This is a genomic window from Paraburkholderia sp. RL17-373-BIF-A (genome assembly GCF_046030175.1).
Taxonomy (GTDB): domain Bacteria; phylum Pseudomonadota; class Gammaproteobacteria; order Burkholderiales; family Burkholderiaceae; genus Paraburkholderia.
In genome coordinates this window covers 1-23422 of record NZ_JARESO010000083.1, presented here as the reverse complement: position 1 = coordinate 23422, position 23422 = coordinate 1, and the positions used below count along the sequence as shown (strand labels likewise).

Below are 23422 nucleotides of genomic sequence, written 5' to 3'. Positions count from 1 at the left end.
AAAATGCAAGCCTTGCAAAACGTCACAGAAACGAAAATTCTGATGTCCGACCCCACCGCACTGGGTGTCTTTGGACTGGCCATGGTTACTTTTGTGGCAGCGTCCCAAAAAATGGGATGGACTACCGGAGTCACCTATCTCATACCCTGGGCGCTGTTTCTGGGATCAATCGCCCAGGTCTGGGCATCGTCTGTCGACTTCAAGAAGAACAACTATTTTGGTGCGATTGTACTCGGCGCGTACGGGTTGTTCTGGGGTGCAGTCGGGATTCATTGGGCGATCAGCCTGGGCTGGTTCGGGGCTGTGGGTGACAAGGCAGATCCGAAGCAGCTTGCCTTTGCCTGTTTCGGCTTTACGATTTTCTCGCTATTCATCATGGTCGCCGCCTTTGAGGCGAACAAGGTATTTGCGGCCATCCTGGTGCTGATCAATATTCTGCTGCCATCGTTGGGGCTGTCGATATTGGGCATCAACCGCGAGCTTTTCTCCGCGTTGGCCGCCTATTCCGAACTCCTCATTTCGTTGCTGGGCTTGTACTGCGCGGGCGCCGTGTTCCTGAACACTTACTTCGGTAGGGTGCTGCTGCCGCTGGGGAAACCTTTCGGGTTCATCGAGAAAGGCGCTGGGGGACAACGAAAGGGCGCGTTGCAAGCGGCGGAAGTCCCCGGCCTGAAAAAGATCGCATGACGCTTCTCGACAGCCACCCCGGTCCGGATGCCCGCCTGGCTCGGGCTGGTCGGCGACCGTCTACCCCCAATACGGATGCGCCGACGCCACACAACCAGGACTCCGAATCCCCCACGACGCCCTCCACGGAGAAGTCATGAACGAACTCAACGGCTACGACTACGAAGATCTGAAACCGGGCATGAGCGCCACCTTTGCGAAGACCATCACTGAGGCAGACATCGTGCTGTTCGCCGCTGCCTCCGGTGACAACAACGCGGTGCACATCAACGAGGAGTTCGCGCAGACCACCCGGTTCAAGGGCCGAATTGCCCACGGCATGCTGACCGCGAGCGTGATCTCGGCGGCGATCGCCGGTCGATTGCCGGGCCCGGGGACCGTGTACCTGGCCCAGAATCTGCGCTTCAAGGCGCCGGTGAAGCCCGGCGATACCGTCCACGCCACTGTGACGGTCAACGAGATGCTGCCTGAGAAGCGGCGCGTGTCACTGACCACTGTCTGTCGCGTGGCCAACAAGGTGGTAATCGACGGTGATGCGCTGGTCATGCCCACGTCGACGCAGACCTGGGAGACCTGAGCAGATGCGAGAGCCCGCATCCTGGACCTCGCCTCTGCCGCGCTGGCCTGCGCGGCCACCAAGATCCGCCTGCCGGTGATCCTGAAACAAACCTATTGTCTTGGAGACAAACATGGAAACTGAAACTAACAACCTGTTCGCCGATGTGAGCAGGCTGATCCAGCAGTTCAAGGTCCCGGGGCTCGACATGGCGCCGATCATTGAGTCGCGGCGCAAGGACATGGAAGCTCTCGTGGAGGCCAACAAGGCCACCTATGACGCGATGCAGGCGCTGGCGCGCAAGCAAACCGAGATCCTCACGCAAGCCATGCAGGGGATTCAGGACTCCGCCAAAGCCCTGGCCGCCGGTGGCACCGGCGCGACTGACCCTGCCAGGCAGACCGAGTTGGTGCGGGATGCCTACCAGAAAGCGCTGGCCGATACGAAGGCGCTCGCGGAAATGGCGCGCAAGTCGCAGGTAGACGCAATCGCCATCATCACGAAGCGGGGGACGGACAGTCTGGCAGAAACGAAAAAGCTGATGCAGGCCAGATAGCGGCAGGGGGTATGGATACGCCTCGGCTGCAGAGGTCGCTGCGTATCCTGACGCATTGGAGAAATCAATGACATCGCCTTCCCAGGTCCCGGACGAATTCGTCCAGGGGTTCATCAAGTCAGGGCAGAGCCTGTGGCAGGCTATGGTGTATCCAGCCGGAATGTTTCCTCGCGCGGACGCCGTGCCGGTGGGCGCGGATGGAACGGGCGGTGTTGGAGCGCTCGCCGAACTGCAACTGAATTATTTCCAGCAGCAACTCGCGCTGTGGACGCGGATGATGACGAGTGTTGCGGGCCGGCCGGACGACGCCACGGGTATATCCGAAACGGGAGATCGGCGTTTCAAGGCCACTGCATGGCAAGACGTCTTCGCCTACAGGCTGTTAAAGCAGGGTTACCTGCTCAATTCCCGACTGATCAGTGGCATGGTCGAAGCGGCTGATCTTGATGAACCCACCAGGCAGCGGCTTTCTTTCTATACGCGCCAGTTCATCGACTCGATGAGCCCGGCCAATTTCGCCGCGACCAATCCGGAGGTGATGCAACTCGCCTTCGAAACCGGCGGCCAAAGCTTGAGGGCCGGCTTCGAGAACCTGCTCAAGGACATGGACAAGGGTGGCCTTTCAATCACCGACCAGACCGCATTCGAGATCGGCAAGAATGTCGCGGTGTCCGAAGGAGCTGTCGTATTTGAGAACGAACTGTTCCAGTTGATCCAGTACGCCCCGCTTACCGATCAGGTGGCGAAGCGACCGCTGCTGATCGTGCCGCCGTGCATCAACAAGTTCTACATCCTCGACCTGCAGCCCGCAAATTCGTTCGTTCGCTTTGCCGCAGAACAGGGGAATACGGTCTTTCTGGTGTCCTGGCGCAACCCCGACGCCGGGTGCGGTCACTTTACGTGGGATGACTACCTGAGCCAGGGCGCAATCCGTGCCATCGAGGTAGCGCTCGCGATCAGTGGTGCGGATAAGCTGAACGCGCTCGGCTGGTGCGTGGGCGGCACGATCCTGTCGTCGGCGCTCGCGGTGTTACGTGGGCGCAGCAATACTTCAGTGGCCAGCCTGACCTTGCTAACCACCATGCTCGATTTCAGCGAGCCCGGCGAACTGGGCATATTCATTGATGAGCAGGGTGTCAGCGCGCGCGATCGGAGCATCGGCAAGGGCGGCATCTATCCGGGAGCGGAGCTTGGATTCGTATTCCAGACGCTGCGCGCCAACGACCTGATCTGGCCAAACGTCATCAACAACTATCTCAAGGGCAAGGCGCCTGAGGCCTTCGATCTGCTGTATTGGAACGCCGACAGTACAAACCTGCCCGGACCCATGTATGCCTGGTACCTGCGAAACATGTATCTCGAGAATAATCTGTGCGTTCCGAACCGGCTGACAATGTGCGGCACGCAGGTGGACCTCGGCCGCATCGACGTTCCCAGCTATGTACTGGCCGCCCACGAAGACCACATCGTGCCCTGGAAGGCCGCCTATCGTACGACGCAGCTGGTCGGCGGCAAGACGCAGTTCGTGCTCGGTGCCAGTGGACATATCGCGGGCGTCATCAACCCCGCGTCGAAGAACAAGCGCAGCTACTGGACCGGAGGTGCCTTGAGCGACGACGCTGAGAAATGGTTCGCCAGCGCCGAAGCGACGCCCGGTAGTTGGTGGACCCATTGGGCCAAATGGCTCGCTCCATATAGGGGCAAGCCTGTCGATGCGCGCCGCAAGCTCGGCAATAAGGAATACGTCGAGATCGAGCGGGCGCCAGGACGTTACGTCAAGGTGCGGGCGAGCTGAGTAGTCCGTTCTTTCGATCCGTGGCGACAAACGGGAGCGACAGCAATGGGGGGAGCTGAGCACGGTGACTGTGCATTTGCCTGCCGACGATCTGAATGCTGTTGAGCGGTACCGTCCATAGTTGATTTTTCCGTCAGATTGCCTTTGCTGCAGCGTTACGTCGTGAGCGCTGCAACGCCGGCCTGACTTCTGGAAACGGGTATGAGCATGTTGCGAGATCTGAACCACCTTCACGGACGCACTGTCGTTGCACGCGATGGCGACATAGGGAGTGTGCAGGACATCTATTTCGATGACGAGGCGTGGGGTGTCCGCTATCTCGTGATCGATACAGGAAGCTGGACGACCGAAAGGCAGGTGCTGATTTCGCCATACTCGGTCGGCCACACAGATCTGGCTGCTGATGTTGTCCACGTGGATTTGACGCGCCAACAGGTGAAGGACAACCCGGGCATCGATACGCACAAGCCGGTTTCGCGCCAGCACGAGGCCGAATACTTGAGGTACTACGGCTATCCGCTGTATTGGGGCGGCCCCAACCTGTGGGGAATGGGGGAGTACCCCGTGCCGGGCTTCATCGGTACAGCGCCCATTACAGCGGACGTACGTCAGCAACTTTCGCTGTACGGCGACAAGCTGCCGGGAGATGTTCATCTACGCTGCGCGAGTCATGTTGAACGCTACGTCATCGAGGCCGCCGATGGCAGCGTCGGCCATGTCTGCGGGTTTATTTTCGACGATGAAGCGTGGGTTGTCCGCTATTTTATTGTCGACACACGCAACTGGTGGCCGGGGCGGCAAGGAAGTGTTGCTGGCGACGCGGTGGATCGACGTTATCGACTGGTTTGCATCTTCGGTTTCGACGTCGCTAACGCGGGAAGCCATCAAGGCCAGTCCAGAATACGATGAGTCGAGCCTGATCGACCGTGCGTATGAAGCCAAACTTCACGACTTTTATCGAAAGAGCGGCTATTGGACCGAAGAAAAGGGCAGCGGCCCGGCGCGAAGCACGGCTGACGTGTAGCCTTGCAAGGCCCAGCGGCAACCGGTCGACCTCCCTGTTCGCCACGCCATAAAAGTCGATAGACTCTAATGTGGCGCAGGTGCCCGTGAACGCGAGTTGGATAAAGTCAGCCCGTCAACGAAAGTGTCCGTGCGAGCGAAGAGTGTCCTTGGCCGAAGCAAGGTTTAGCGATCAGGAACGATTGCGGCGAAAACCAGCGCAGTCGGCACCCTCACCGCCATTCCTGACGGCGTCACCGACCGTTGATACGGCTGAAGGGAGCCAGGCAAGCTGCGTCGCGATGCCGCCGGAGACGACAGGTCTCGGCCCGATATCGCCGACTTCATGGAGTGGTGCCCCGACCTCGATGAGGTCGTCGGGCAGACGCCCGAGCGGAAGCCGCGACGTGGCGGGAGGATTTACGATTGCAATTCAGCAGCCCGTCGCACGTACGCGCTATCGTCGTTCACCGACAATGTCGTCCAGTACCGGGACAACCGCCAGAGTTAGAAGTACTCCGGCGAGAGGCAATGTCGACAGAAAGCCGAAATGCCTGAAGCCCACCGCGCCGACCAGGCCGCCAACGAAGAACATGCCAAGCAATGATGCCAGCAGCGCGAGCTTTCGCCTGTCAGCGCGGACAGGTATATCCATGCCGGCGAAGTTCCAGTAGACCAGCTTTCCAAGTTCGATGCCGATATCGGTGACGAGACCTGTCACATGGGTGGTACGGATCTCGGCCCTCGATACCTTGGTAATGATCGCATTTTGAAGGCCCATGACGAAGCAAAGCACGCCGACTGTGGCCGATACGAACAGGAGACGATGATGTCCAAGCGTCGAGCCGATCAGGCCAAAGCAGAGAAGGAGGGCAGATTCCAGCAACAACGGCGTCGCATATACGCTTTGCGCGCGACGGCGGCGGCCCCAGTTGATCAGGATGGCGGAGGTGGCTGCACCGAACAGAAACGCTACCAACGCGCTCAGCCCCATCACCACCAGTCCGATTTCGCCCAGCGCGAGGTTATCGGCCATGGAGGACACGATGCCCGTCATGTGCGAGGTATATTGCCCGACAGCCAGAAAGCCACCAGCATTCGCCGCACCAGCGACGAATGCCAGCCAGCGACCCAGGCGTCGATTGTTTGCATCAGTCCGCTCCGGACTTGCGAATCCGCGAAGATAGTTGATAGGCATGGCAAGTAGAAAATGACCTTGATGTGCTCGGTTGGAGACCGGTTAGCCGTCGTGTGGACGAAGGGCCTCGTGAGTAGGCTTTGCCCGACGTGGATCTCAAGGTGGCCAAAGTGGTAGGCGCGGAAAAGCGGCTTATCGGTCGCGGTGACGTGAGTGACAACCACGTTTACGCCTTCTAAATTCTTTCGCACTAACAATTCTGGACTGGGATCGTTCCCCTCGGATGGTTTTTATTCTTTTCTCCAGGGCAACCGGCTCTTGAGCTCAAGCGTGCGGCACTCGCCGCCTCGTTACAGTGCCTTCGAATCAGAGGTCGCCGGTCGAACCCGTCTTACCACGCCGCAGCATTCGCACACACGCTTTTCGGGGGCGGGACGATCCAGGTCTTCGGTACGATCATGACTGTAACGAATCAGCCCCGGATTTTGCAGTTGCGATGCCGCTTCGGTGACCCCTGGTCGGCACACGCTAAGCATGTTGGCGGTCGGTTCCTGTGTCATCTTCAGTTCGCCGGACATTGCGGCAATCAATGCTGAGCGGAGGCCTTCGACACAGTTGCTGGTCGATCAAGCAGTGACGATTGCAAACGGCCGTCTGAGCCATCTGCGTAATCAACACCTGCGGGTAGTGCAGTAATAGCCGCAGCACTGGGCCGACCCGATGAAACTCCTCCGTCAGAATTCGGGGCGAGTCGGTACGCCTTCCTGATTTCTCGCGCCCGTACGCCACCGTACCGACTTCTGGCCACTGCGCGAGCATCGTCATTGTAAGCAATTTGTATTTTTCAATCAAAGCGATCGAAAGCAGTTCGCGTGACATGGCTTCCGTTACCCATGTACGCCATTCGCATTCCGCAAGGAGTTGACGTCGCGAGATGGATCCGGTCAGGCGGAGCGCTTTGACACGCCCGGCGCAGCAGGGCTCGCGCGTGGTCGCGCTGCAAAATTTTTTTACTGGCAGTCGAGTCCGCAGTCAAGTTCCTCTTTTCGCGCAGTCCGCCGTGCAGAGGCGGCTGTTGGCGACTAGCCGGAAAGCACCTATCAAGCACGCGTGAAAGCGTGCGAGGGAGACACCGTGTCAACCAGCGATTCGATTCTGGAGGAACCGCAGGCTTTCCTTCCCCATGCGAGCGTGGTCGCTTATGCCGCGATCTCGGGCATGGATGCCTACCGCGCGTTGGTCGCCGAGGCAGAGCGCGATTACGAAGGATTCTGGGCTCGTCGCGCACGTGAGATGCTGGACTGGAAGACACCGTTTTCGTCGGTTCTCGACGAATCGCACGCGCCGTTCCACGAATGGTTCAAGGACGGCATGCTCAATGCGTCGTACAACTGCCTGGACCGCCACGTCGAAGCCGGTAACGGTGACGATGTCGCCGTGATCTTCGAAGCCGACGACGGCACCGTCACGCGTATGACTTACCGGCAAATGCTCGAACGGGTGTGCCGCTTTGCCAACGCATTGCGATCCCGCGGCGTGGCGAAGGGCGATCGCGTGGTGATCTATATGCCGATGTCGATTGAAGGCATCGTGGCCATGCAGGCGTGCGCCCGGATCGGCGCGACCCATTCGGTCGTGTTCGGCGGCTTTTCGTCGAAGTCGCTCAATGAGCGGATTGTCAATGTGGGCGCAATCGCGCTGGTCACCTGCGACGAACAGATGCGCGGCGGCAAAGCGTTGCCCTTGAAAGACATCGCCGACGAAGCCCTCGCGATGGGCGGCTGCGATGCCGTTAAGAGCGTGATCGTCTATCAGCGCACGGGCGGCAAGGTGGCGTGGCACCAAGGACGCGACCTGTGGATGCACGAGATCACGCAAGCCGCGGGAGATCTGTGCGAGCCGGAGTGGGTGAGCGCGGAACATCCGCTCTTCATTCTCTATACGTCGGGCTCGACCGGCCTGCCGAAGGGCGTGCAGCACAGCACGGGCGGCTTCCTGATGTGGGCCGCTCAGACTATGAAGTGGACCTTCGACGCGAAGCGCAGCGACGTGTTCTGGTGCACCGCCGACATCGGCTGGATTACCGGTCACAGCTACATCGCGTATGGCCCGATGGCGATCGGCGCCACTCAGGTGGTCTTCGAAGGCGTGCCGACGTATCCGAACGCGGGACGCTTCTGGGAGATGATCGCCCAACACCGGGTGACGGTGTTCTACACCGCGCCGACCGCGATCCGCTCGCTGATCAAACTGGCCGCGTCCGATCCCGCTGTTCATCCGGACCGCTTCGATCTGTCGGCATTGCGACTGCTCGGCACGGTCGGCGAGCCGATCAATCCGGCTGCGTGGACGTGGTTCTACGAACACGTCGGTCACAGCCGCTGTCCTGTTATCGATACCTGGTGGCAAACTGAAACGGGCGGCCACATGATCGCGCCGATGCCGGGCGCGACGCCGTTGGTGCCCGGTTCGTGCACGCTGCCGCTGCCGGGGATCATGGCCGCGGTGGTCGACGAGACCGGCCGGGACGTGCCGAACGGGCAGGGTGGGCTTCTGGTTATCAAACGGCCGTGGCCGTCGATGCTGCGCAACGTGTGGGGCGATCCGGAACGCTACAGGAAGAGTTACTTTCCCGACGAGCTCGGCGGCAAGCTGTATCTCGCAGGCGACGGTGCGATACGCGACAAGGAAAGCGGCTACTTCACGATTACGGGCCGTATCGACGACGTACTCAACGTATCGGGCCACCGGCTCGGCACGATGGAAATCGAGTCGGCACTCGTCGCCAATCCGCTGGTGGCGGAGGCCGCGGTTGTCGGTCGCGCGGACGAGACGACCGGCGAAGTCGTGGTGGCGTTCGTGGTGTTGAAGGGTGAGCGTCCAAGTGGCGACGTGGCGATCCGGATCGCCAACGAATTGCGCAACTGGGTCGGCCAGCAGATCGGTCCGATCGCGAAGCCGAAAGAAATACGCTTCGGCGAGAATCTGCCGAAAACCCGTTCGGGCAAGATCATGCGGCGCCTGTTACGCTCGCTCGCAAAGGGCGAGGAGATCACGCAAGACATATCGACACTCGAGAATCCGGCGATTCTTGACCAGCTGCGCTGAACGTGTTGCGTCGATGTTCCGATCGTCGGAATGCTGGTTCGGATAATTGCTGTCGCCGTTCGATATAACCCTGAAGGGAGGCGATGCTGCCACGCCGTTCGAGCCGTTCTCAACAAGACTGGTGATGATCGATCCTGCATTCGCTAAGCCACGCCGGTAAAAACCCCTGCAAGACATTCGAGGTTCCCGGAAATTGCCACGTTTACGCCTGGAACCGGAGACACGAAAAATGGAAGAAGATCTCGTTCAGAGGATAGAGTCGAATCCCAAGTACCGACAACTGGTGGCAGCACGTTCGTCGTACGGTTGGCTTCTTACGGGAATGATGATGGTCGTCTACTATGGCTACATCCTCCTGGTCGCATTTGGCAAGAGCCTGCTTTCCGCTAGGATTGGCTCGGGTGTGATGACCTGGGGCATCCCGATCGGACTGTTCGTGATCATTTTTACTGTGGCCATCACGGGGATTTACGTTTGGCGGGCCAACCGAGAATTCGATGACCTCACCGCTCAAATTCGCAGCGAGGTGCTGTGATGACTACATTCCAACGTGGTCTGTGCGCATTGACGCTGTGTGCCGTGGCCGGCACTGTCTGGGCTGCCGGGGGGGACCTCGGCCAGATGCAAAAGCAACCGACCAACTGGACAGCGATATCGATGTTCGCGGCTTTTGTTGTGTTCACGCTGTTCATCACGAAGTGGGCTGCGAGCAAGACAAAATCCGCTGCGGAATTCTACACGGCTGGCGGCGGGATTACGGGCTTCCAGAACGGGCTTGCGATCGCCGGTGACTATATGTCGGCTGCGTCGTTTCTCGGAATTTCGGCGGCGGTCTATTTGAATGGCTACGACGGACTGATCTATTCGATAGGCTTTCTGGTCGGATGGCCAGTAATCACCTTTCTGATGGCGGAGCGCCTGCGCAATCTCGGGCGCTTTACCTTCGCCGACGTTGCCGCATATCGTTTTCAACAGACGCCAATCCGCGTGTTCGCGGCATCCGGTACGCTGGTTGTGGTGGCGTTTTATCTGATCGCGCAGATGGTCGGCGCTGGCCAGTTGATCAAGTTGCTGTTCGGCCTGGAATACTGGGTCGCGGTTGTGATCGTCGGCAGTCTGATGATGGTTTATGTTCTGTTTGGCGGCATGACGGCGACCACATGGGTTCAGATCATCAAAGCTGGCTTGCTGCTGGCGGGCGCGAGCTTCATGGCGTTCATGGTGCTGGCGCAGTTCCGCTTCAATCCGGAAGCGCTGTTCGCCAAAGCGGTCGAGATTCACGCGAAGAAGGACGCTATCATGGGTCCGGGCGCTTTTATCAAGGATCCGATTTCAGCGATCTCCTTCGGAATGGCGCTGATGTTCGGCACGGCAGGCCTGCCGCATATTCTGATGCGCTTTTTCACCGTGCCGAGCGCCAAGGAGGCGCGCAAGTCCGTGTTCTGGGCAACCACATGGATTGCCTACTTCTACCTTCTGACATTCATCATCGGCTTCGGCGCCATCGTTCTCGTCAGCACCAATCCGGTATATAAGGATGCGCTCGGCGGGCTGCTGGGCGGCAACAACATGGCAGCCATCCACCTTGCGAACGCAGTCGGCGGCAACGTGTTTCTCGGCTTCATCTCCGCCGTGGCCTTCGCAACGATCCTTGCCGTTGTCGCCGGCCTGACGCTGTCCGGCGCTTCCGCGGTATCGCATGATCTCTACGCGACGGTGTTCAAGAAGGGCCAGGCGGCCAGCGATAAGGAACTCGCCGTTTCGCGTATCACGACAGTAGCGCTGGGCATCGTGGCGGTGATCCTTGGGATAGCGTTCGAGAAGCAGAACATCGCCTTCATGGTCTCGCTGGCCTTTGCGATTGCGGCCTCGGCAACGTTTCCGGTTCTGTTCATGGCGGTGTTGTGGAAGGATTGCACGACACGCGGCGCCACCATCGGCGGCTTTCTCGGCCTGATTACCGCGGTTGGGCTGACGCTCGTCTCCAAGTCGGTGTGGGTGGATGTGCTCGGTCACAAGGATGCGATTTTTCCCTATACATCGCCCGCCTTGTTTTCTATGACTGCGGGTTTTGTCGGGATCTGGCTGTTCTCGATTCTGGACAGCAGCGAGCGCGCGCGCATCGACCGTGCAGGGTACGCAGCCCAGAAAGTTCGCTCGGAAACCGGTATCGGTGCGTCGGGCGCTTCCGGCCATTGACCGGTGCGCACGCAAAACGAGAAGCCTCGAAGCGATCCGGAGCTTCTCGTGGCCAGCCGGGAGTTCATAGCGCACTGGAGCCGTGACGCTATTCTTCAGGCGCCTGCAGTATTGCCACTGCTGAAAGTTGATTCGCAATTCCTCCTGCGGGAGATGCCCATGTTGCATCGCACCCTTGTCGCCCAGCGCTTGATCGCTTTGTTCGTGCTGGGCTGGCTGCTGTTCAACTATCCCTTGCTGGCCTTGTTCAACGACACGCGCACATGGTTGGGCCTTCCTCTTCTTTACGGGTATCTGTTTGTCGCCTGGGCACTTTTCATTGCTTTGCTTGCCGTCATCGTTGAACAGGGGGTTTCGCGCAAAACACCCACGCGGGCCGTCGGATCCGAACCGGCATCGAAGGACTGAGATGCTGGACGGCTGGGTCATTGCACTGGCATCGTTCGCCTATCTCGGTGTGCTGTTTGCGATTGCGTTTTACGGCGACAGGCGCGCAGATGCAGGCAAGAGCATCATCAACAGCCCCTACGTCTACGCGTTGTCTCTCGCGGTCTACGCGAGTTCCTGGACGTACTACGGCAGCGTCGGTCGCGCGGCCGCGGCCGGCGTCGGCTTCATGCCGATTTATCTCGGCCCCACGCTGGTGGCAGCATTGTGGTGGACCGTGTTGCGCAAGGTCATCCGCATCAGCAAAAACAATCGCATCACGTCGATTGCCGATTTCATCGCTTCCCGCTACGGCAAGAGCGCGCTGCTCGGCGGGCTCGTCACGCTGGTCGCAGTGGTCGGGCTCGTGCCTTATATCGCGCTGCAACTGAAAGCCGTCGCCGCCAGCGTCGCCGTCCTGACGCACGATCCCGGCATCGGCAGCGGGCGTGCCGAAACTGGGCCCTGGTGGTCGGACCCGACCCTGTATATCGCGCTCCTTCTCGCGACGTTCACCATTGTGTTCGGAACCCGCCACCTCGATGCTTCCGAACGCCACGAAGGCATGGTCGCCGCGATCGCCTTCGAGTCCCTCGTGAAGCTCGTCGCGTTTCTCGCCGTCGGGGTTTTCGTCACGTTCGGCATCTACAATGGCTTTGGAGATCTGTTTGCGCGGGCGCAGGCGGCCCCCGCATTGAACGCCTTGCTGACGCTGCATGGCAGCGAGGCGGGCGCCGGCGGTGCAGCGTTTGGCAGTTGGGCGTCACTGATCGTGTTGTCGATGCTGTCGATCATGCTGCTGCCCCGCCAGTTCCAGATTGCCGTAGTCGAGAACGTTGACGAAAGCCACGTCGCGAAGGCCGTCTGGCTGCTGCCGCTGTATCTCCTCGCGATCAACGTCTTTGTGTTGCCGATCGCGTTCGGCGGATTGATGAATCTGCCCGGCGGTAGCGTGGACCCGGACATGTTCGTGCTAACCCTGCCCATGCGTGAGCATCAACTGGCGCTCACGCTTTTCGTGTTCATCGGCGGGTTGTCGGCTGCGACGGGCATGGTGATCGTAGAAACCATCGCGCTCAGCACGATGGTCTGCAATGACATCGTGATGCCCTTGCTGTTGCGCCTGCAATCACTGCAACCAGACCGGCACGCCAATCTCCCCGGAACGCTGCTCACGATCAGGCGTGCCGCGATCGTGCTATTGATGATGCTTGGATATGCCTATTTCCGGCTTGCCGGCGAAGCGTACGCACTGGTCTCGATCGGCTTGATTTCGTTCGCGGCGGTAGCGCAGTTCGCGCCTGCGATGCTCGGGGCGATCTACTGGAAAAACGGTACCCGGCTCGGCGCGCTGACCGGCTTGAGCGCGGGATTCCTGCTATGGGCCTATACGCTCCTGCTGCCTTCGTTCGCCGAGTCCGGCTGGTTGTCGCGTGGCTTTCTCGCGCACGGACCGCTCGGCATCGAGTGGCTCAGGCCGCGGCAACTGTTCGGTCTGCAGGGACTGGACGAAGTCTCGCATGCGCTTTTCTGGAGCATGCTGGCGAACGTCGGCGGCTTTGTCGGCGTGTCACTCGCAAGCCGGCAAAGCGTGGTGGAAAAGACGCAGGCTGCCTTGTTCGTCGACGCCTACGCGCACACCGGCGACGCGCGTGGCTCGCACGTGTGGCGCGGAAGCGCCTCGGCCGAAGCGGTGTTTGAGCTGTTGCGGCGCTTTCTCGGCTCAGCTTCTGCCGACGACACCTACGCGCGCTTCCACCATGAACGTGGTGGCACGAACTCGCCCACCGCGGACGCCGACCTCGTGCGCTTCGCGGAGATGCAGCTTGCCGGGGCGATCGGCGCCGCGTCGGCGCGGGCGATGATCGCGACGGTCGTCGACGAGGAGCCGCTCGGGCTGAACGAAGTGATGGCGATACTGGATGAGACCTCTCAGGCCGTCGCCTACAGCCGCCAGCTCGAGCAGAAGTCGCGCGAACTGGAAAGCGCATCGGCGGAACTCAAGGCAGCCAACGCGCGGCTCAGCGAGCTCGACCGCATGAAGGACGATTTCATCTCGACGGTCACCCACGAGTTGCGCACACCGCTCACGTCGATCCGCGCGTTCTCGGAAATCCTGCGCGAGCATCCCGAACTTCCGGCCGGGATGCGCGGCGAATACCTCGATATCGTGATCAAGGAGAGCGAGCGGCTTACGCGGCTCATCAACAATGTGCTCGACCTCGCAAAGATCGAGTCGGGCAGCGCGCAATGGTACGCCGAGCCGCTCGACCTGAAGCAGGTGATCGAAGACGCGGTGAACGCTACGCGCCAGATGTTCGCGGAACGACGCATCGGGCTCGAACTGGACCTGCCGGCCGCGGTGCCGCACGTATTGGGCGATCACGACCGTCTGATGCAGGTGATGCTCAATCTGCTGTCGAATGCGGCGAAGTTCTGTGACCATGCCGGCGGGCGCGTCGCGGTGCGGCTCTTCCGGGCGGGCGGAACGTTGTGCGTCGAGGTGCGCGACAACGGCCCCGGCGTGCGTCCGCAGGATAGGGAACTCATCTTCGAGAAATTCCGCCAGGGCGGCGACACGCGCAGCGGCAAGCCGCAGGGCACCGGCCTCGGATTGCCGATCAGCCGCGAAATCGTCCGCCATTTCGGTGGTACGCTGTGGCTGGAAGGTGCGCCGGGAGAAGGCGCCGTGTTCGTGTTCACGCTGCCCCTCGCCAGCGCGCCGGAGACAACGTCATGACCTGTAAAGTCCTTATCGTCGACGACGAGCCGAACATCGTCATCTCGCTGGAATTTCTGATGAAGCGAAGCGGCTACGAAGTGGGTATTGCGCGCGACGGGGAGGAAGCCCTTGCGCAGATGATCGCGTTCCAGCCCGACCTCGTCCTGCTCGACGTCATGCTGCCGTTGCGCAACGGCTTCGAGGTCTGTCAGAAAATCCGTGAAAATAGCGCATGGAACCGGGTCAAAGTGGTCATGCTATCGGCGAAGGGGCGCGACCTCGATGTGAGCAAGGGCCTCGCGCTCGGTGCTGATTCGTATATCACCAAACCGTTTTCGACCAGGGAACTGGTCGAGCGCGTGCGCTCTTTGCTCACAAGCTTTGACTGAAACCCCGGATGAATCGGAAAACGATCGCCAGACACCGCTTTGGCATCACATTGACGCTGGTCTTCGCAGTGCAAATCCTTTTCGTCGTCGCGATTTTTCTGTCGCTCGCGCTCGACACGACGGAAGCGCAGCGTGCCTGGTTACGAGAGATGCTGCTGCAACGCAGCGGGCTTTGGGTCGCCCTCGCGATGTTGCTGCTCTTCGCGTTGGGCTTTGGCTTGAAAGCACTGTTCAACGCTTATCTCACGCCGATAGCACGACTGGCTGAAGACGCAGTGCTGTTGGCCACCAACCCCGGGCGGCGCATAACCCCGCAGGGTGCCCGGGACGTTCGCGTGCTTATCGAGAAGCTCAACGCGCTCGCTGCTGCATACGAGACGCTGCATGATGACGTGCAGGAAAAAATCGAGACGGCGAACCGGGCGCTGACGGAAGAGAAGAATCGGCTCGCCGCACTCATGACGGAACTCGCACTAAGTGTTCTGGTGTGCAATGTCGAGGGGCGCATTTTGCTATACAACACGCGCTCCAGACAACTGATCGAGACTGGCGTGGAAGGGAATTTCGCGGCAGGCATCGCTACGATTGGACTGGGCCGCTCGGTGTTCGGCGTGATCGAGCGCGGTCTGATCCTGCATGCGCTTGAACAAATCCAGCAACGACTGATGCATCAAGCGGGCGACGTGGCGCCACCGGTATGTGCCTTCGTCACGACGCTTGCTGGCGGCCGAATCGTGCGCGCACACATGGCGCCCGTGCTCGATAGCGCGCATACGCTCAACGGCTTTGTGCTGACGCTGGAAGACATTACCCGCAACGTCGAGGCGGACAACCGGCGAGACGCATTGGTACAGTCGCTCACGCAGGACGCGCGGGCCACGCTGGCGAATATCCGTGCGGCAGTCGAGGCGATACAAACGTTTCCGGACATGAGCGCCGCACAGCAGAACCAGTTCACTGGGATCATCGATGATGAGTCGAAGCGTCTAGTCTGTCAGATCGACCGCGCGGCGTACCAGCGCGACAACGATCTGGACGGTCAACGGGATCTCGAAGACATGCGCGGTGCCGATTTGATCGCACTTCTGCTGCGGCGAATCGGCAGCCCATCACTACGTGTCGTCACCGGCAATACGATCGATCCAACGCTGTGGCTCAGGGTTGACAGCTACACGTTGACGCAGGCGCTTGCTTATCTGGCGCAGCGCCTAGCCAACGAAGCCGGCGTGACGGAATTGACCTTTAGCCTGCATCGAGCCGACCGCCTGGCCAATCTCGACGTCACCTGGAGCGGCATGCCGTTAGCAGCCGACACGCTTCGTGTATGGGAGAGCGCTGCGCTGCATACCAGTCCGGCTGACGAGGCACTCACGCTGAACGCAGTTGTTTCCCATCACGGGGGCGAATCGGTTTATCGCCCTGAGTCATCACTCGGTGCGGCGCGCTACCGGTTGATGCTGCGGGCATCAGAGTCTCGATTGGCGCTCGACATACCGCCGATGCGCCCAGGGCGGCCGGAATACTACGATTTCGATCTGTTCCATCAGCCGGGACAGAATGCCGAAATGGACCAATGTCTGCTCTCGCAGCTCAGTTACACGGTGTTCGATACCGAGACTACCGGACTTCAGCCTGCCGCAGGCGATGAAATCATCTCCATCGGCGCATTGCGCATTGTCAACGGCCGATTGCTGCAGCACGAAAGCTTTGACCGACTGATCCAGCCGCGAGGCATGGTGAGTGCCGAGTCGATTGATATTCACGGCATCACGCCCGCCATGCTCAAGGACCAGCCGAAGATTGAAATAGTGCTGCCACAATTTCATGATTTCGCCGCAGAAACCGTGCTCGTCGCGCACAATGCCGCGTTCGACATGCGATTCCTGCAACTGCTCGAAGCAAAAACCGGTGTGGCTTTCGCACAACCGGTCCTGGATACGTTGCTGCTGTCACAGGTAATCCACCCAAATCAGGACAAGCACACGCTGGAGGCGATCGCCGCGCGCCTCGGCGTGCCGATCGTCGGGCGCCATACTGCGCTCGGTGACGCGATCGTCACGGGTGAGGTCTTTCTCAAAATGATCCCCTTGCTGGCTGAGAAAGGCCTCTTCACCCTCGAGGACGCACGCGATGCTGCAAGACAGACCCTGTACGCGCGTATTCGCTACTGAGGAGCGGACAATCCATGGACGACCAGACCACGCTCAGGCCCGATGCCGTGTTCGACCCGCAAACCGTCGCGGGGCGCACCCTCTCGCGTGACCTTCGACGCGCTCATCGCAGCATACGCAGTGCGACGGACGCGGCCGGGCTGCAACTGGCAACTGGGGAGATTCAAGCGCTCGTGCATCGCGCGGTCCATCAGGTTGCGCCGGAACCGCTCACTCGCTTCATTTCCACACTGAATGATCAGTTGACGCGGCGCGTGATCGAATTGACCTGCGCCGACACGCATGTCCAGGGAGTGCGTTGGTGCTGGATCGCCCTCGGCAGCGAAGGCCGCCAGGAGCAGACCCTGTCGAGCGACCAGGACAATGGCATCATTTTCGCCGGAAGCGGCAGCGGCAGTGCCGCGGCGCTGCGCAAACGACTGTTGCCTATGGCCCTGCGCATGAACGAAGCGCTCGACGCCTGCGGATTTCCCTTGTGCACTGGGCAAATCATGGCGAGCAATCCGCATTGGTGCCTCGACCTTCACGAATGGCGGCAGCGTTTCGCAAGCTGGATCATCGAGGGCGATCCGCAGGCGCTCCTGAACGCCAGCATCTTCTTCGACCTGCGCCCGCTATACGGCGCTGTCGATCTGGCGCGAACGCTGACGGATTGGCTCGCGGACAATGCGTCGGACAATCCCCGCTTTCTTTTCCAGATGACGGAAAACGCATTGCGACGCAAGGCGCCGCTCGGTGTGATACGCGATTTCATACTCGAAAAGGAAGGTAAGTTTGCCGGCTCCATCGACCTCAAACTGCATGCCGCGACGCTATTCGTCGACGCTGCCCGGATCTACGGCCTCGCCTGCGGTGCGCGCGCGAGCAATACGGCTGGTCGCCTCAGACTGGCCGGAGCGGCGCTACGCCTGAATCAGCGGGATGTGCATGCGTGGATCGGCGCATTCTATTTTATCCAGATGCTGCGCATGAAAAATCAGCAGCGGTGTTACGAACGCGGGCTGGCTATGCACAATCACGTGTATCCGAACGAACTGAGCGCGCAGGAGCGGCGCGGGTTGCGCAGCGCCTTGCGTCAGGCGCGTGCACTACAGAAACGCCTAACGCTGGATTACCCCGGCACCGGCTAGTACAACATCCAGCAATTACTTTAAATAGTTGATTGCATGGTTTATCCAGGCGGTGTGCCGCGTTGAAGGAGATGGGCGCTGCTGTCCGTTTTCAAGGCGGTCAACATACCGTCGGGAGAATGCACGGGCGCTGGCGAATATCCAAGGCGATAACGCACGCCAACTTGTGGGCAGAAATTGTTCGCTGGCGGGTGTGCGGATGGCGTGTAAATCTGCCGACCGAGTTAACCTTTGCTGAACGTTGGACTTCGATTGCTTCGGGCACGAGCCAGCAGCCGTCGCAGGCACTGCCATCAGGCACCGCATGCGAGTGCGAACAACGGTCGTCGTGGCATGCGCATTGCGCGCACACTGGCATCGACCTATAGGAGAAGACCATGACAACCCTTGCCCCCAAAATGCAGTCGCAGATGGGCGCGAACATTGTCGGCAGCGGAGTTGGCGATGGGCCAGGGCCTGATGTGATGGCCGCATCGACTCTGGATGGCACCAAGGTGATGTCGTCTGACGGAGAACACGTTGGCAAAATATCCGACATCATGCTTGACGTGCGCAGAGGCCGCGTCGCCTACGCGGTTCTCGCCGAGGGCGGCTTTCTCGGCATGGACAGCACGCTGCGCGCCATTCCGTGGGGCGCGCTGACATTGGACACTGACGAAAAGTGCTTCTTCGTCGATATAACGGCCGAACAAATCAGAAGCGAGCCCGGTTTCGACAAGGACCACTGGCCAACCATGGCGGACCCGCAATGGGGCGCCACCACCGTCCACCAGTACTACAACCGGGACCCGTACTGGTCTGCTACCCGCGCTGCTAGCGAAGGAGACGTGACCGACATCTGAGAGTTCTGTCCCCGCGAGGCGGCATACGGAGCGGCCGCCGCCCGGCCGGATAGCCGCACACGCAGCACCAGTACATCGGGTTGCTGCCTTCCTTACGGAGGAAATCGTGACGAATCATCGAAAGAGACAGATGCGCGACGTGGACCGTGACGATGATAAAGATGAGCGGCCATGCGACGCCCCGAACTTCTCCGGCTCGCCAGTGCCTGACAGCGCTGCCCCGGTCTTGCAGACAGAGGACGATGACGCATTGGTCGACGAAGACGCGCCGGGATAAGATGCCCCGGGACGAGGCGTTGCGTTAAAACGGACCGTTTTCCGCCAGGCAGGGGCTAAGCCAGCTCACAGCTTCGAGCATGTCCCTGAGGTGAAGCAGCAGTTCTCGTCTGTCAACTCGGTCATCCATCGAATATCTCCGCGCGTTGCGTCCTTTTGAGCAACGCGTTTGGCCTGGTCCTCGTTCATGATGCTTTCCTCCGTGTATGCGATCGACCTCCCGATAACCAGACGCGACAAAAGCAGTAAGGAAAAGCGCGTCGTTCGTGAAGCAGAATGCGCGAACGAACTAGGTTGCACGCTTCGCGTATGGGAAACGGCCGGCGACAAGAGGCTCGCCTGCCTTGTAGCGCGTTGGCCAGCGCGCTCGCGAATGCATCCTGCAGACACCGGACCGCCGAAGCAATATGACGTTCTCGGCGCGCTCGATAAACGCGAGACTCGCCACCTCCTGACTTCGCGCGGGGCGCGCCGCTGGCGAAGCTCAAATCGGGAGAATGGGTGCTCTCACAAAGCCGCGCAGATCCCTTGACCAACATGAATGAAGCGCCGCGAGGTACGTGCCGTGTGTCGCTGATTCGTCGCTTTTGGCAGGCAAGGTAGGCGGCATCATCGACGAGAAAACTGCCCGCGCATTTCTCACAATTGTCCGAGCCGGCCACTCTGTCTCAGAAATCTGGGACACCTCTACAGTCGACAAAATCGACAACGGACGCTTCCGCAAGCGCCGTCATGTCCGGAAATGCAGCCCTCGCGGCGGTACACTTCGCAATGCTTGGCGCTCCGCCGCGCCCTGCGATGCAGCCGCCTGCTCGGGCGCTTTCGGCTTTGGTGGCTTTCTGGTATGGATTGGCGCGTGCTGCGTGGGGATCGGCCATCATTTCGGCGGGCCGATTCCCATGTTCAACACGTGAGGAATTGCGATAGAAGGTTCTAGGGCTGCCCGTTGACCAGAAGATTGGCCGCGCTCACATGCTCTCGCCCTTCCTGATATCAAACCGGAGTTCGACTGCGAGCGGCTTTGCCTGAGTCGGCGGTTGTTCGAGGGCCTCCCGCCTGCGGACCACGTGCCCTGAGTCAACCGGTTCGCTTGCGACTGATTTTGCTGCTGCTCACCTTTACGGCCTGCACAGCTACATTTCGGTGCCCGATCGTTTCCCAATTGTGACTCAAGTTGAATTTCAAATTCGTCGCTCGTCACCGTCCCGATGGCTGATTAGCGAAAAGTGCGCTCGCTGTTCGGGAATCGCCAGCTTTGCTCTGATGGCCAGCGATCGTTGTGACTCTTGATTTTGCATATCGAACTGAATCCGGCGGGTGCTCCATGCTTAGCCAGGCTACTCAGCAGCATCTCGGCCCGTTGCGACAGTATTTCCGCTCGACGGCCCAGGTGAAGAACTCGCCGCGCGACATTAGCGGATCGCACGGATGACGGGCGGCCATGTGCTCCGCATAGCGTTCATAGTCCGGCATGCCGAACATCAGCATGCATGCTCCACGCATCGTGCGCGCAAAATCCGATAGCTGTGTCGCCAGCGTATTGCTGCCGGGGCGGCCACTCGTGGCCTGACCCGGCACCGTCAGGCGTTTGCCATTGAAGATCGTTTTCATGATCAGGTTCCTTGCGCGCGCACAACAGCAGGCGTCTCGTTGACAGTGGGCTGCGCCTGCCTCCGAGCCTGCAAGCAGATCTTGACCGCGAAGACGCACATCGCCAGCACCAGCACGACAAAGAAGCCGCAGACCACCGCATCCAGATAGTTGTTGAAGGCGACCCGCTGCATTTCCGCAATCGACCTGGCGGGAGCGAGTACAGTCCCCTGCGCGGCGGCGTCACTGAACTTGTTCGCCAGCGCGAGGAAGCCGATACGCGGGTCGCTATGGAAGATCTTCTGGATGCCTGCAGTGAGCGTGGTAATCAGGAGCCACGCTGTCGGCACCAACGTCACCCAGACGTAGCGCTCCCGCTTCATCTTCACCAGGACGCTCGTACAGAGCAGCAGGGCAATGCCGGCGAGCATCTGGTTGCCCACGCCGAAAAGCTGCCAGAGTGTGTTGATGCCGCCGAGCGGATCGACCACGCCCTGATAGAGAAAGTAGCCCCACGCCGCCACGCAGAGGCCGGTGCCCAGCAGGTTCGCGGGCAGGAACTGGGTGTCGCCGAGCGGCCGGTAGACATGGCCTAGCATGTCCTGGATCATGAAGCGGCCGACCCGCGTGCCGGCGTCTACGGCTGTCAGGATGAACAGCGCCTCGAACAGTATGGCGAAGTGATACCAGAAGGCTTCCATGGCCTGACCGCCGAGGGCCTGGCCGAGAATCTGCGCCATGCCAACGGCAAGCGTCGGGGCACCGCCGGCGCGCGACAGGATGCTGGTTTCTCCGATGTTCACGGCCGTCTGGTTGATCAGATCCGGCGTGATGACGAATCCCCAGTTCGACACGACTTGCGCCGCCTGCGCGGCGGTCGTGCCGATGATCGCAGCCGGTGCGTTCATGGCGAAGTAGATGCCCGGATGCAGTACGCAGGCTGCCGTGAGCGCCATGACCGCGACGAACGATTCGGCGAGCATGCCGCCGAATCCGATCAATCGCATATGCGACTCACGCTCGACCATTTTCGGTGTAGTGCCCGAGGAAATCAGCGCATGAAAACCGGAGACCGCACCGCAGGCAATCGTAATGAACAGAAAAGGAAAGAGCGTGCCGGAGAACACGGGCCCGGTGCCGTCGATGAAGCGCGTAGTCCGTGGCATCGAAAGCGTGGGCGCAACCACATAGATGCCGACCGCGAGCGCTATGATCGTGCCGATCTTCAGGAACGTACTCAAGTAGTCGCGCGGCGCGAGCATCAGCCAGACCGGCAGGCTGGAGGCGATGGCGCCATACAGGATGAGCGCCCACGCCAGTTGCGGGCCGGTCAGGGTAAAGAGCGGTCCCCAGGTGGGATCGTTGGCGACCGTCTTACCGAGGACGATCGAAATAAGCAGAAGTACGACACCGAACACGGAGGCTTCTCCCACGCGCCCTGGGCGGATAAACCGCATGTAGACACCCATCAGCAGCGCAATCGGTATCGTCGCCGCGATCGTGAAGAGTCCCCAGGGGCTGGAGGTAAGCGCCTTGACCACCACCAGGCTCAGAACCGCAAGAATGATGATCATGATCGCGAGCACGCCGACGAGAGCCAGCGAGCCCGGAACCGGTCCCAGTTCCATCTTGATCATCTCGCCAAGGGATTTGCCGTCCCGACGCACCGACGCGAAGAGCACGATGAAATCCTGTACCGCACCGGCCATCACAACACCCACAAGAATCCACAGCGTGCCGGGCAGGTAGCCCATCTGCGCTGCCAGCACCGGACCGACCAGCGGGCCCGCGCCGGCAATTGCGGCGAAATGATGGCCGAACAGCACCCACCTGTTAGTCGGTACGTAATCCATACCGTCGTCGTGGCGCTCGGCCGGTGTCTGGCGAGTTTCGTCGAGTCGCAGCACGCGCTCGGCAATGAACTTGCTATAGAAGCGGTATGCGATGAAATAAACGATGAGGGCCGCGGAAACGAGCCACACGGCATTCACACTTTCACCGCGCCCGAGCGCGAGCCTGGCGAAAGCGAGAGCGCCGACAGCGGCCAGCACCCCCCACACGAGCATGGACGCAAGCTTGTTCATGACGTCTCCTTTTTTCGAACAACGCGTGGCACAACGACTTCCGCGCAACTTTATGGACCGGCGCGCTTCAGTGTTCCCCGCTGAGCAGCAGGCATGCTTCCTATTTCACCGAAAAACAGGCTACACCCAGCTCAGAGGCACCGCAATGCGCGATTCCTCGCTGTGAGGCACGCGATGCGTCACTCAGACGGGCATGGCCAGATCTGTTACCGCGACGACTCCCGAGCGATTGTCCAAACGTCTGTTAATTGGCGACCAATGCCTATCTTGATCCGCTACAACGAAACGGGAGCGGCTGTCCTGAATCTTGAGGCCGACAGTCTCGGGCGCATACCCGACGAAATGCGTAATACCTTTGCGCCAAAACCATTCCCAAATGGCGACCGCCACTTCATTGTCTTCGAACATCATTGGTCGAAGACCTCTACCCGGGACTATCGTCGGGGGACATCGAGCCGGGTTATGAGCCAGCGTGCAATTCGTGCTCTCGCCGCACTTGAACAAGCTGCGAGCAGAAAATACGCCGCAAATGACGCTAGTGCCTATAATGAAAGGTAAGTGTAATTTGACGGGACATCATTGTCGATGTCGCGCGTGGTTAAGTGCGCGTCGGATACAGCCCGCACGTCGAGCGAGGGGAGGTGTCATGTTCAAGCATCTGCTGGTGCCCACCGACGGCTCGGCACTTTCGGAAGTCGCAGTCCAGATGGCGGTGACGCTCGCCGCCGAAAATGACGCCTCGGTTACGGGC

General features: G+C 60.3%; 21 protein-coding genes and 2 pseudogenes. 16 read left to right on the top strand and 7 right to left on the bottom strand.

Annotated elements, in window-relative coordinates:
• The first annotated feature begins 3 nt into the window (after window positions 1-3).
• From P0D80_RS44615 to P0D80_RS44595, 5 genes are all read left to right on the top strand, one after another.
• Complete coding sequence (locus P0D80_RS44615) at window positions 4-687, top strand: acetate uptake transporter (protein WP_408182767.1); 684 nt, start codon at window positions 4-6, stop codon at window positions 685-687.
• A gap of 136 nt (window positions 688-823) precedes the next feature.
• Complete coding sequence (locus P0D80_RS44610) at window positions 824-1264, top strand: MaoC family dehydratase (protein ID WP_408293773.1); 441 nt, start codon at window positions 824-826, stop codon at window positions 1262-1264.
• Between the two features lie 112 nt (window positions 1265-1376).
• Window positions 1377-1799 (top strand): phasin family protein, encoded by a 423-nt coding sequence (locus P0D80_RS44605; RefSeq protein WP_408182764.1) that lies wholly within the window; start codon window positions 1377-1379, stop codon window positions 1797-1799.
• A 67-nt stretch (window positions 1800-1866) separates the two neighbouring features.
• The gene (locus tag P0D80_RS44600) at window positions 1867-3594 is read left to right on the top strand and encodes a PHA/PHB synthase family protein (protein WP_408293770.1); all 1728 of its coding nucleotides are present in this window, start codon (window positions 1867-1869) and stop codon (window positions 3592-3594) included.
• 201 nt (window positions 3595-3795) lie between these two features.
• Complete coding sequence (locus tag P0D80_RS44595) at window positions 3796-4503, top strand: PRC-barrel domain-containing protein (protein ID WP_408293767.1); 708 nt, start codon at window positions 3796-3798, stop codon at window positions 4501-4503.
• A 550-nt stretch (window positions 4504-5053) separates the two neighbouring features.
• On the opposite strand, the gene P0D80_RS44590 is transcribed toward P0D80_RS44595, so the two are convergent.
• Together P0D80_RS44590 and P0D80_RS44585 are read right to left on the bottom strand one after the other, a co-directional pair.
• Window positions 5054-5794, bottom strand: a complete 741-nt coding sequence (locus P0D80_RS44590) for a YoaK family protein (protein ID WP_408182761.1) — start codon at window positions 5792-5794, stop codon at window positions 5054-5056.
• A 290-nt stretch (window positions 5795-6084) separates the two neighbouring features.
• Window positions 6085-6478 (bottom strand): annotated as a pseudogene (locus tag P0D80_RS44585) (cyclic nucleotide-binding domain-containing protein); the annotation flags it as partial.
• Window positions 6479-6868: 390 nt separating this feature from the next.
• On the opposite strand from P0D80_RS44585, the gene acs reads away from it, so the two are divergent.
• The 9 genes from acs to P0D80_RS44540 all read left to right on the top strand — a co-directional run bounded on the left by acs (window position 6869) and on the right by P0D80_RS44540 (window position 18721).
• Complete coding sequence (acs, locus tag P0D80_RS44580) at window positions 6869-8842, top strand: acetate--CoA ligase (protein ID WP_408293764.1); 1974 nt, start codon at window positions 6869-6871, stop codon at window positions 8840-8842.
• Between the two features lie 229 nt (window positions 8843-9071).
• A complete protein-coding gene (locus P0D80_RS44575; protein ID WP_408182757.1) occupies window positions 9072-9377 on the top strand; it encodes a DUF485 domain-containing protein in 306 nt (101 codons plus the stop codon).
• Window positions 9377-11041 carry a cation acetate symporter gene (locus tag P0D80_RS44570; RefSeq protein ID WP_408293760.1) on the top strand — a complete coding sequence of 555 codons (1665 nt, stop codon included), beginning with the start codon at window positions 9377-9379 and terminating at the stop codon, window positions 11039-11041. Before P0D80_RS44575 ends, P0D80_RS44570 begins: the two co-directional genes overlap by 1 nt.
• A gap of 48 nt (window positions 11042-11089) precedes the next feature.
• The gene (locus P0D80_RS44565) at window positions 11090-11449 is read left to right on the top strand and encodes a hypothetical protein (RefSeq protein ID WP_408182754.1); all 360 of its coding nucleotides are present in this window, start codon (window positions 11090-11092) and stop codon (window positions 11447-11449) included.
• Between the two features lies 1 nt (window position 11450).
• Window positions 11451-14207 carry an ATP-binding protein gene (locus P0D80_RS44560; RefSeq protein WP_408293756.1) on the top strand — a complete coding sequence of 919 codons (2757 nt, stop codon included), beginning with the start codon at window positions 11451-11453 and terminating at the stop codon, window positions 14205-14207.
• Window positions 14204-14578 (top strand): response regulator transcription factor, encoded by a 375-nt coding sequence (locus tag P0D80_RS44555; RefSeq protein WP_408182750.1) that lies wholly within the window; start codon window positions 14204-14206, stop codon window positions 14576-14578. The genes P0D80_RS44560 and P0D80_RS44555 overlap by 4 nt, the downstream gene beginning before the upstream one ends.
• A gap of 8 nt (window positions 14579-14586) precedes the next feature.
• The gene (locus tag P0D80_RS44550) at window positions 14587-16749 is read left to right on the top strand and encodes a 3'-5' exonuclease (protein WP_408293752.1); all 2163 of its coding nucleotides are present in this window, start codon (window positions 14587-14589) and stop codon (window positions 16747-16749) included.
• Between the two features lie 14 nt (window positions 16750-16763).
• Window positions 16764-17879, top strand: a complete 1116-nt coding sequence (locus tag P0D80_RS44545; RefSeq protein WP_408293749.1) for a DUF294 nucleotidyltransferase-like domain-containing protein — start codon at window positions 16764-16766, stop codon at window positions 17877-17879.
• 377 nt (window positions 17880-18256) lie between these two features.
• Window positions 18257-18721, top strand: coding sequence for a PRC-barrel domain-containing protein (locus tag P0D80_RS44540; RefSeq protein WP_408293746.1), 465 nt, complete (start codon window positions 18257-18259; stop codon window positions 18719-18721).
• A gap of 342 nt (window positions 18722-19063) precedes the next feature.
• Here P0D80_RS44540 and P0D80_RS44535 read toward each other — a convergent pair whose 3' ends face one another.
• Window positions 19064-19186, bottom strand: a complete 123-nt coding sequence (locus P0D80_RS44535; RefSeq protein ID WP_408293744.1) for a hypothetical protein — start codon at window positions 19184-19186, stop codon at window positions 19064-19066.
• A 184-nt stretch (window positions 19187-19370) separates the two neighbouring features.
• Window positions 19371-19488, bottom strand: a pseudogene (locus tag P0D80_RS44530) (ATP-binding protein); the annotation flags it as partial.
• A gap of 96 nt (window positions 19489-19584) precedes the next feature.
• Between P0D80_RS44530 and P0D80_RS44525 the strand changes: the two are divergent.
• Window positions 19585-19911 carry a hypothetical protein gene (locus P0D80_RS44525; RefSeq protein ID WP_408293795.1) on the top strand — a complete coding sequence of 109 codons (327 nt, stop codon included), beginning with the start codon at window positions 19585-19587 and terminating at the stop codon, window positions 19909-19911.
• Window positions 19912-20338: 427 nt separating this feature from the next.
• On the opposite strand, the gene P0D80_RS44520 is transcribed toward P0D80_RS44525, so the two are convergent.
• The 3 genes from P0D80_RS44520 to P0D80_RS44510 form a co-directional block, all read right to left on the bottom strand.
• A complete protein-coding gene (locus tag P0D80_RS44520) occupies window positions 20339-20608 on the bottom strand; it encodes a YbdD/YjiX family protein (protein ID WP_408182744.1) in 270 nt (89 codons plus the stop codon).
• Window positions 20609-20610: 2 nt separating this feature from the next.
• Entirely contained in the window at window positions 20611-22671 is a 2061-nt protein-coding gene (locus tag P0D80_RS44515; protein WP_408182742.1) for a carbon starvation CstA family protein, read from the bottom strand.
• A 183-nt stretch (window positions 22672-22854) separates the two neighbouring features.
• Window positions 22855-23082 carry a hypothetical protein gene (locus P0D80_RS44510; RefSeq protein ID WP_408293740.1) on the bottom strand — a complete coding sequence of 76 codons (228 nt, stop codon included), beginning with the start codon at window positions 23080-23082 and terminating at the stop codon, window positions 22855-22857.
• Between the two features lie 235 nt (window positions 23083-23317).
• Between P0D80_RS44510 and P0D80_RS44505 the strand changes: the two genes are divergently transcribed.
• Window positions 23318-23422, top strand: a 105-nt coding sequence (locus P0D80_RS44505; protein ID WP_408182776.1) for a universal stress protein, incomplete at its 3' end; no start/stop codon positions are given.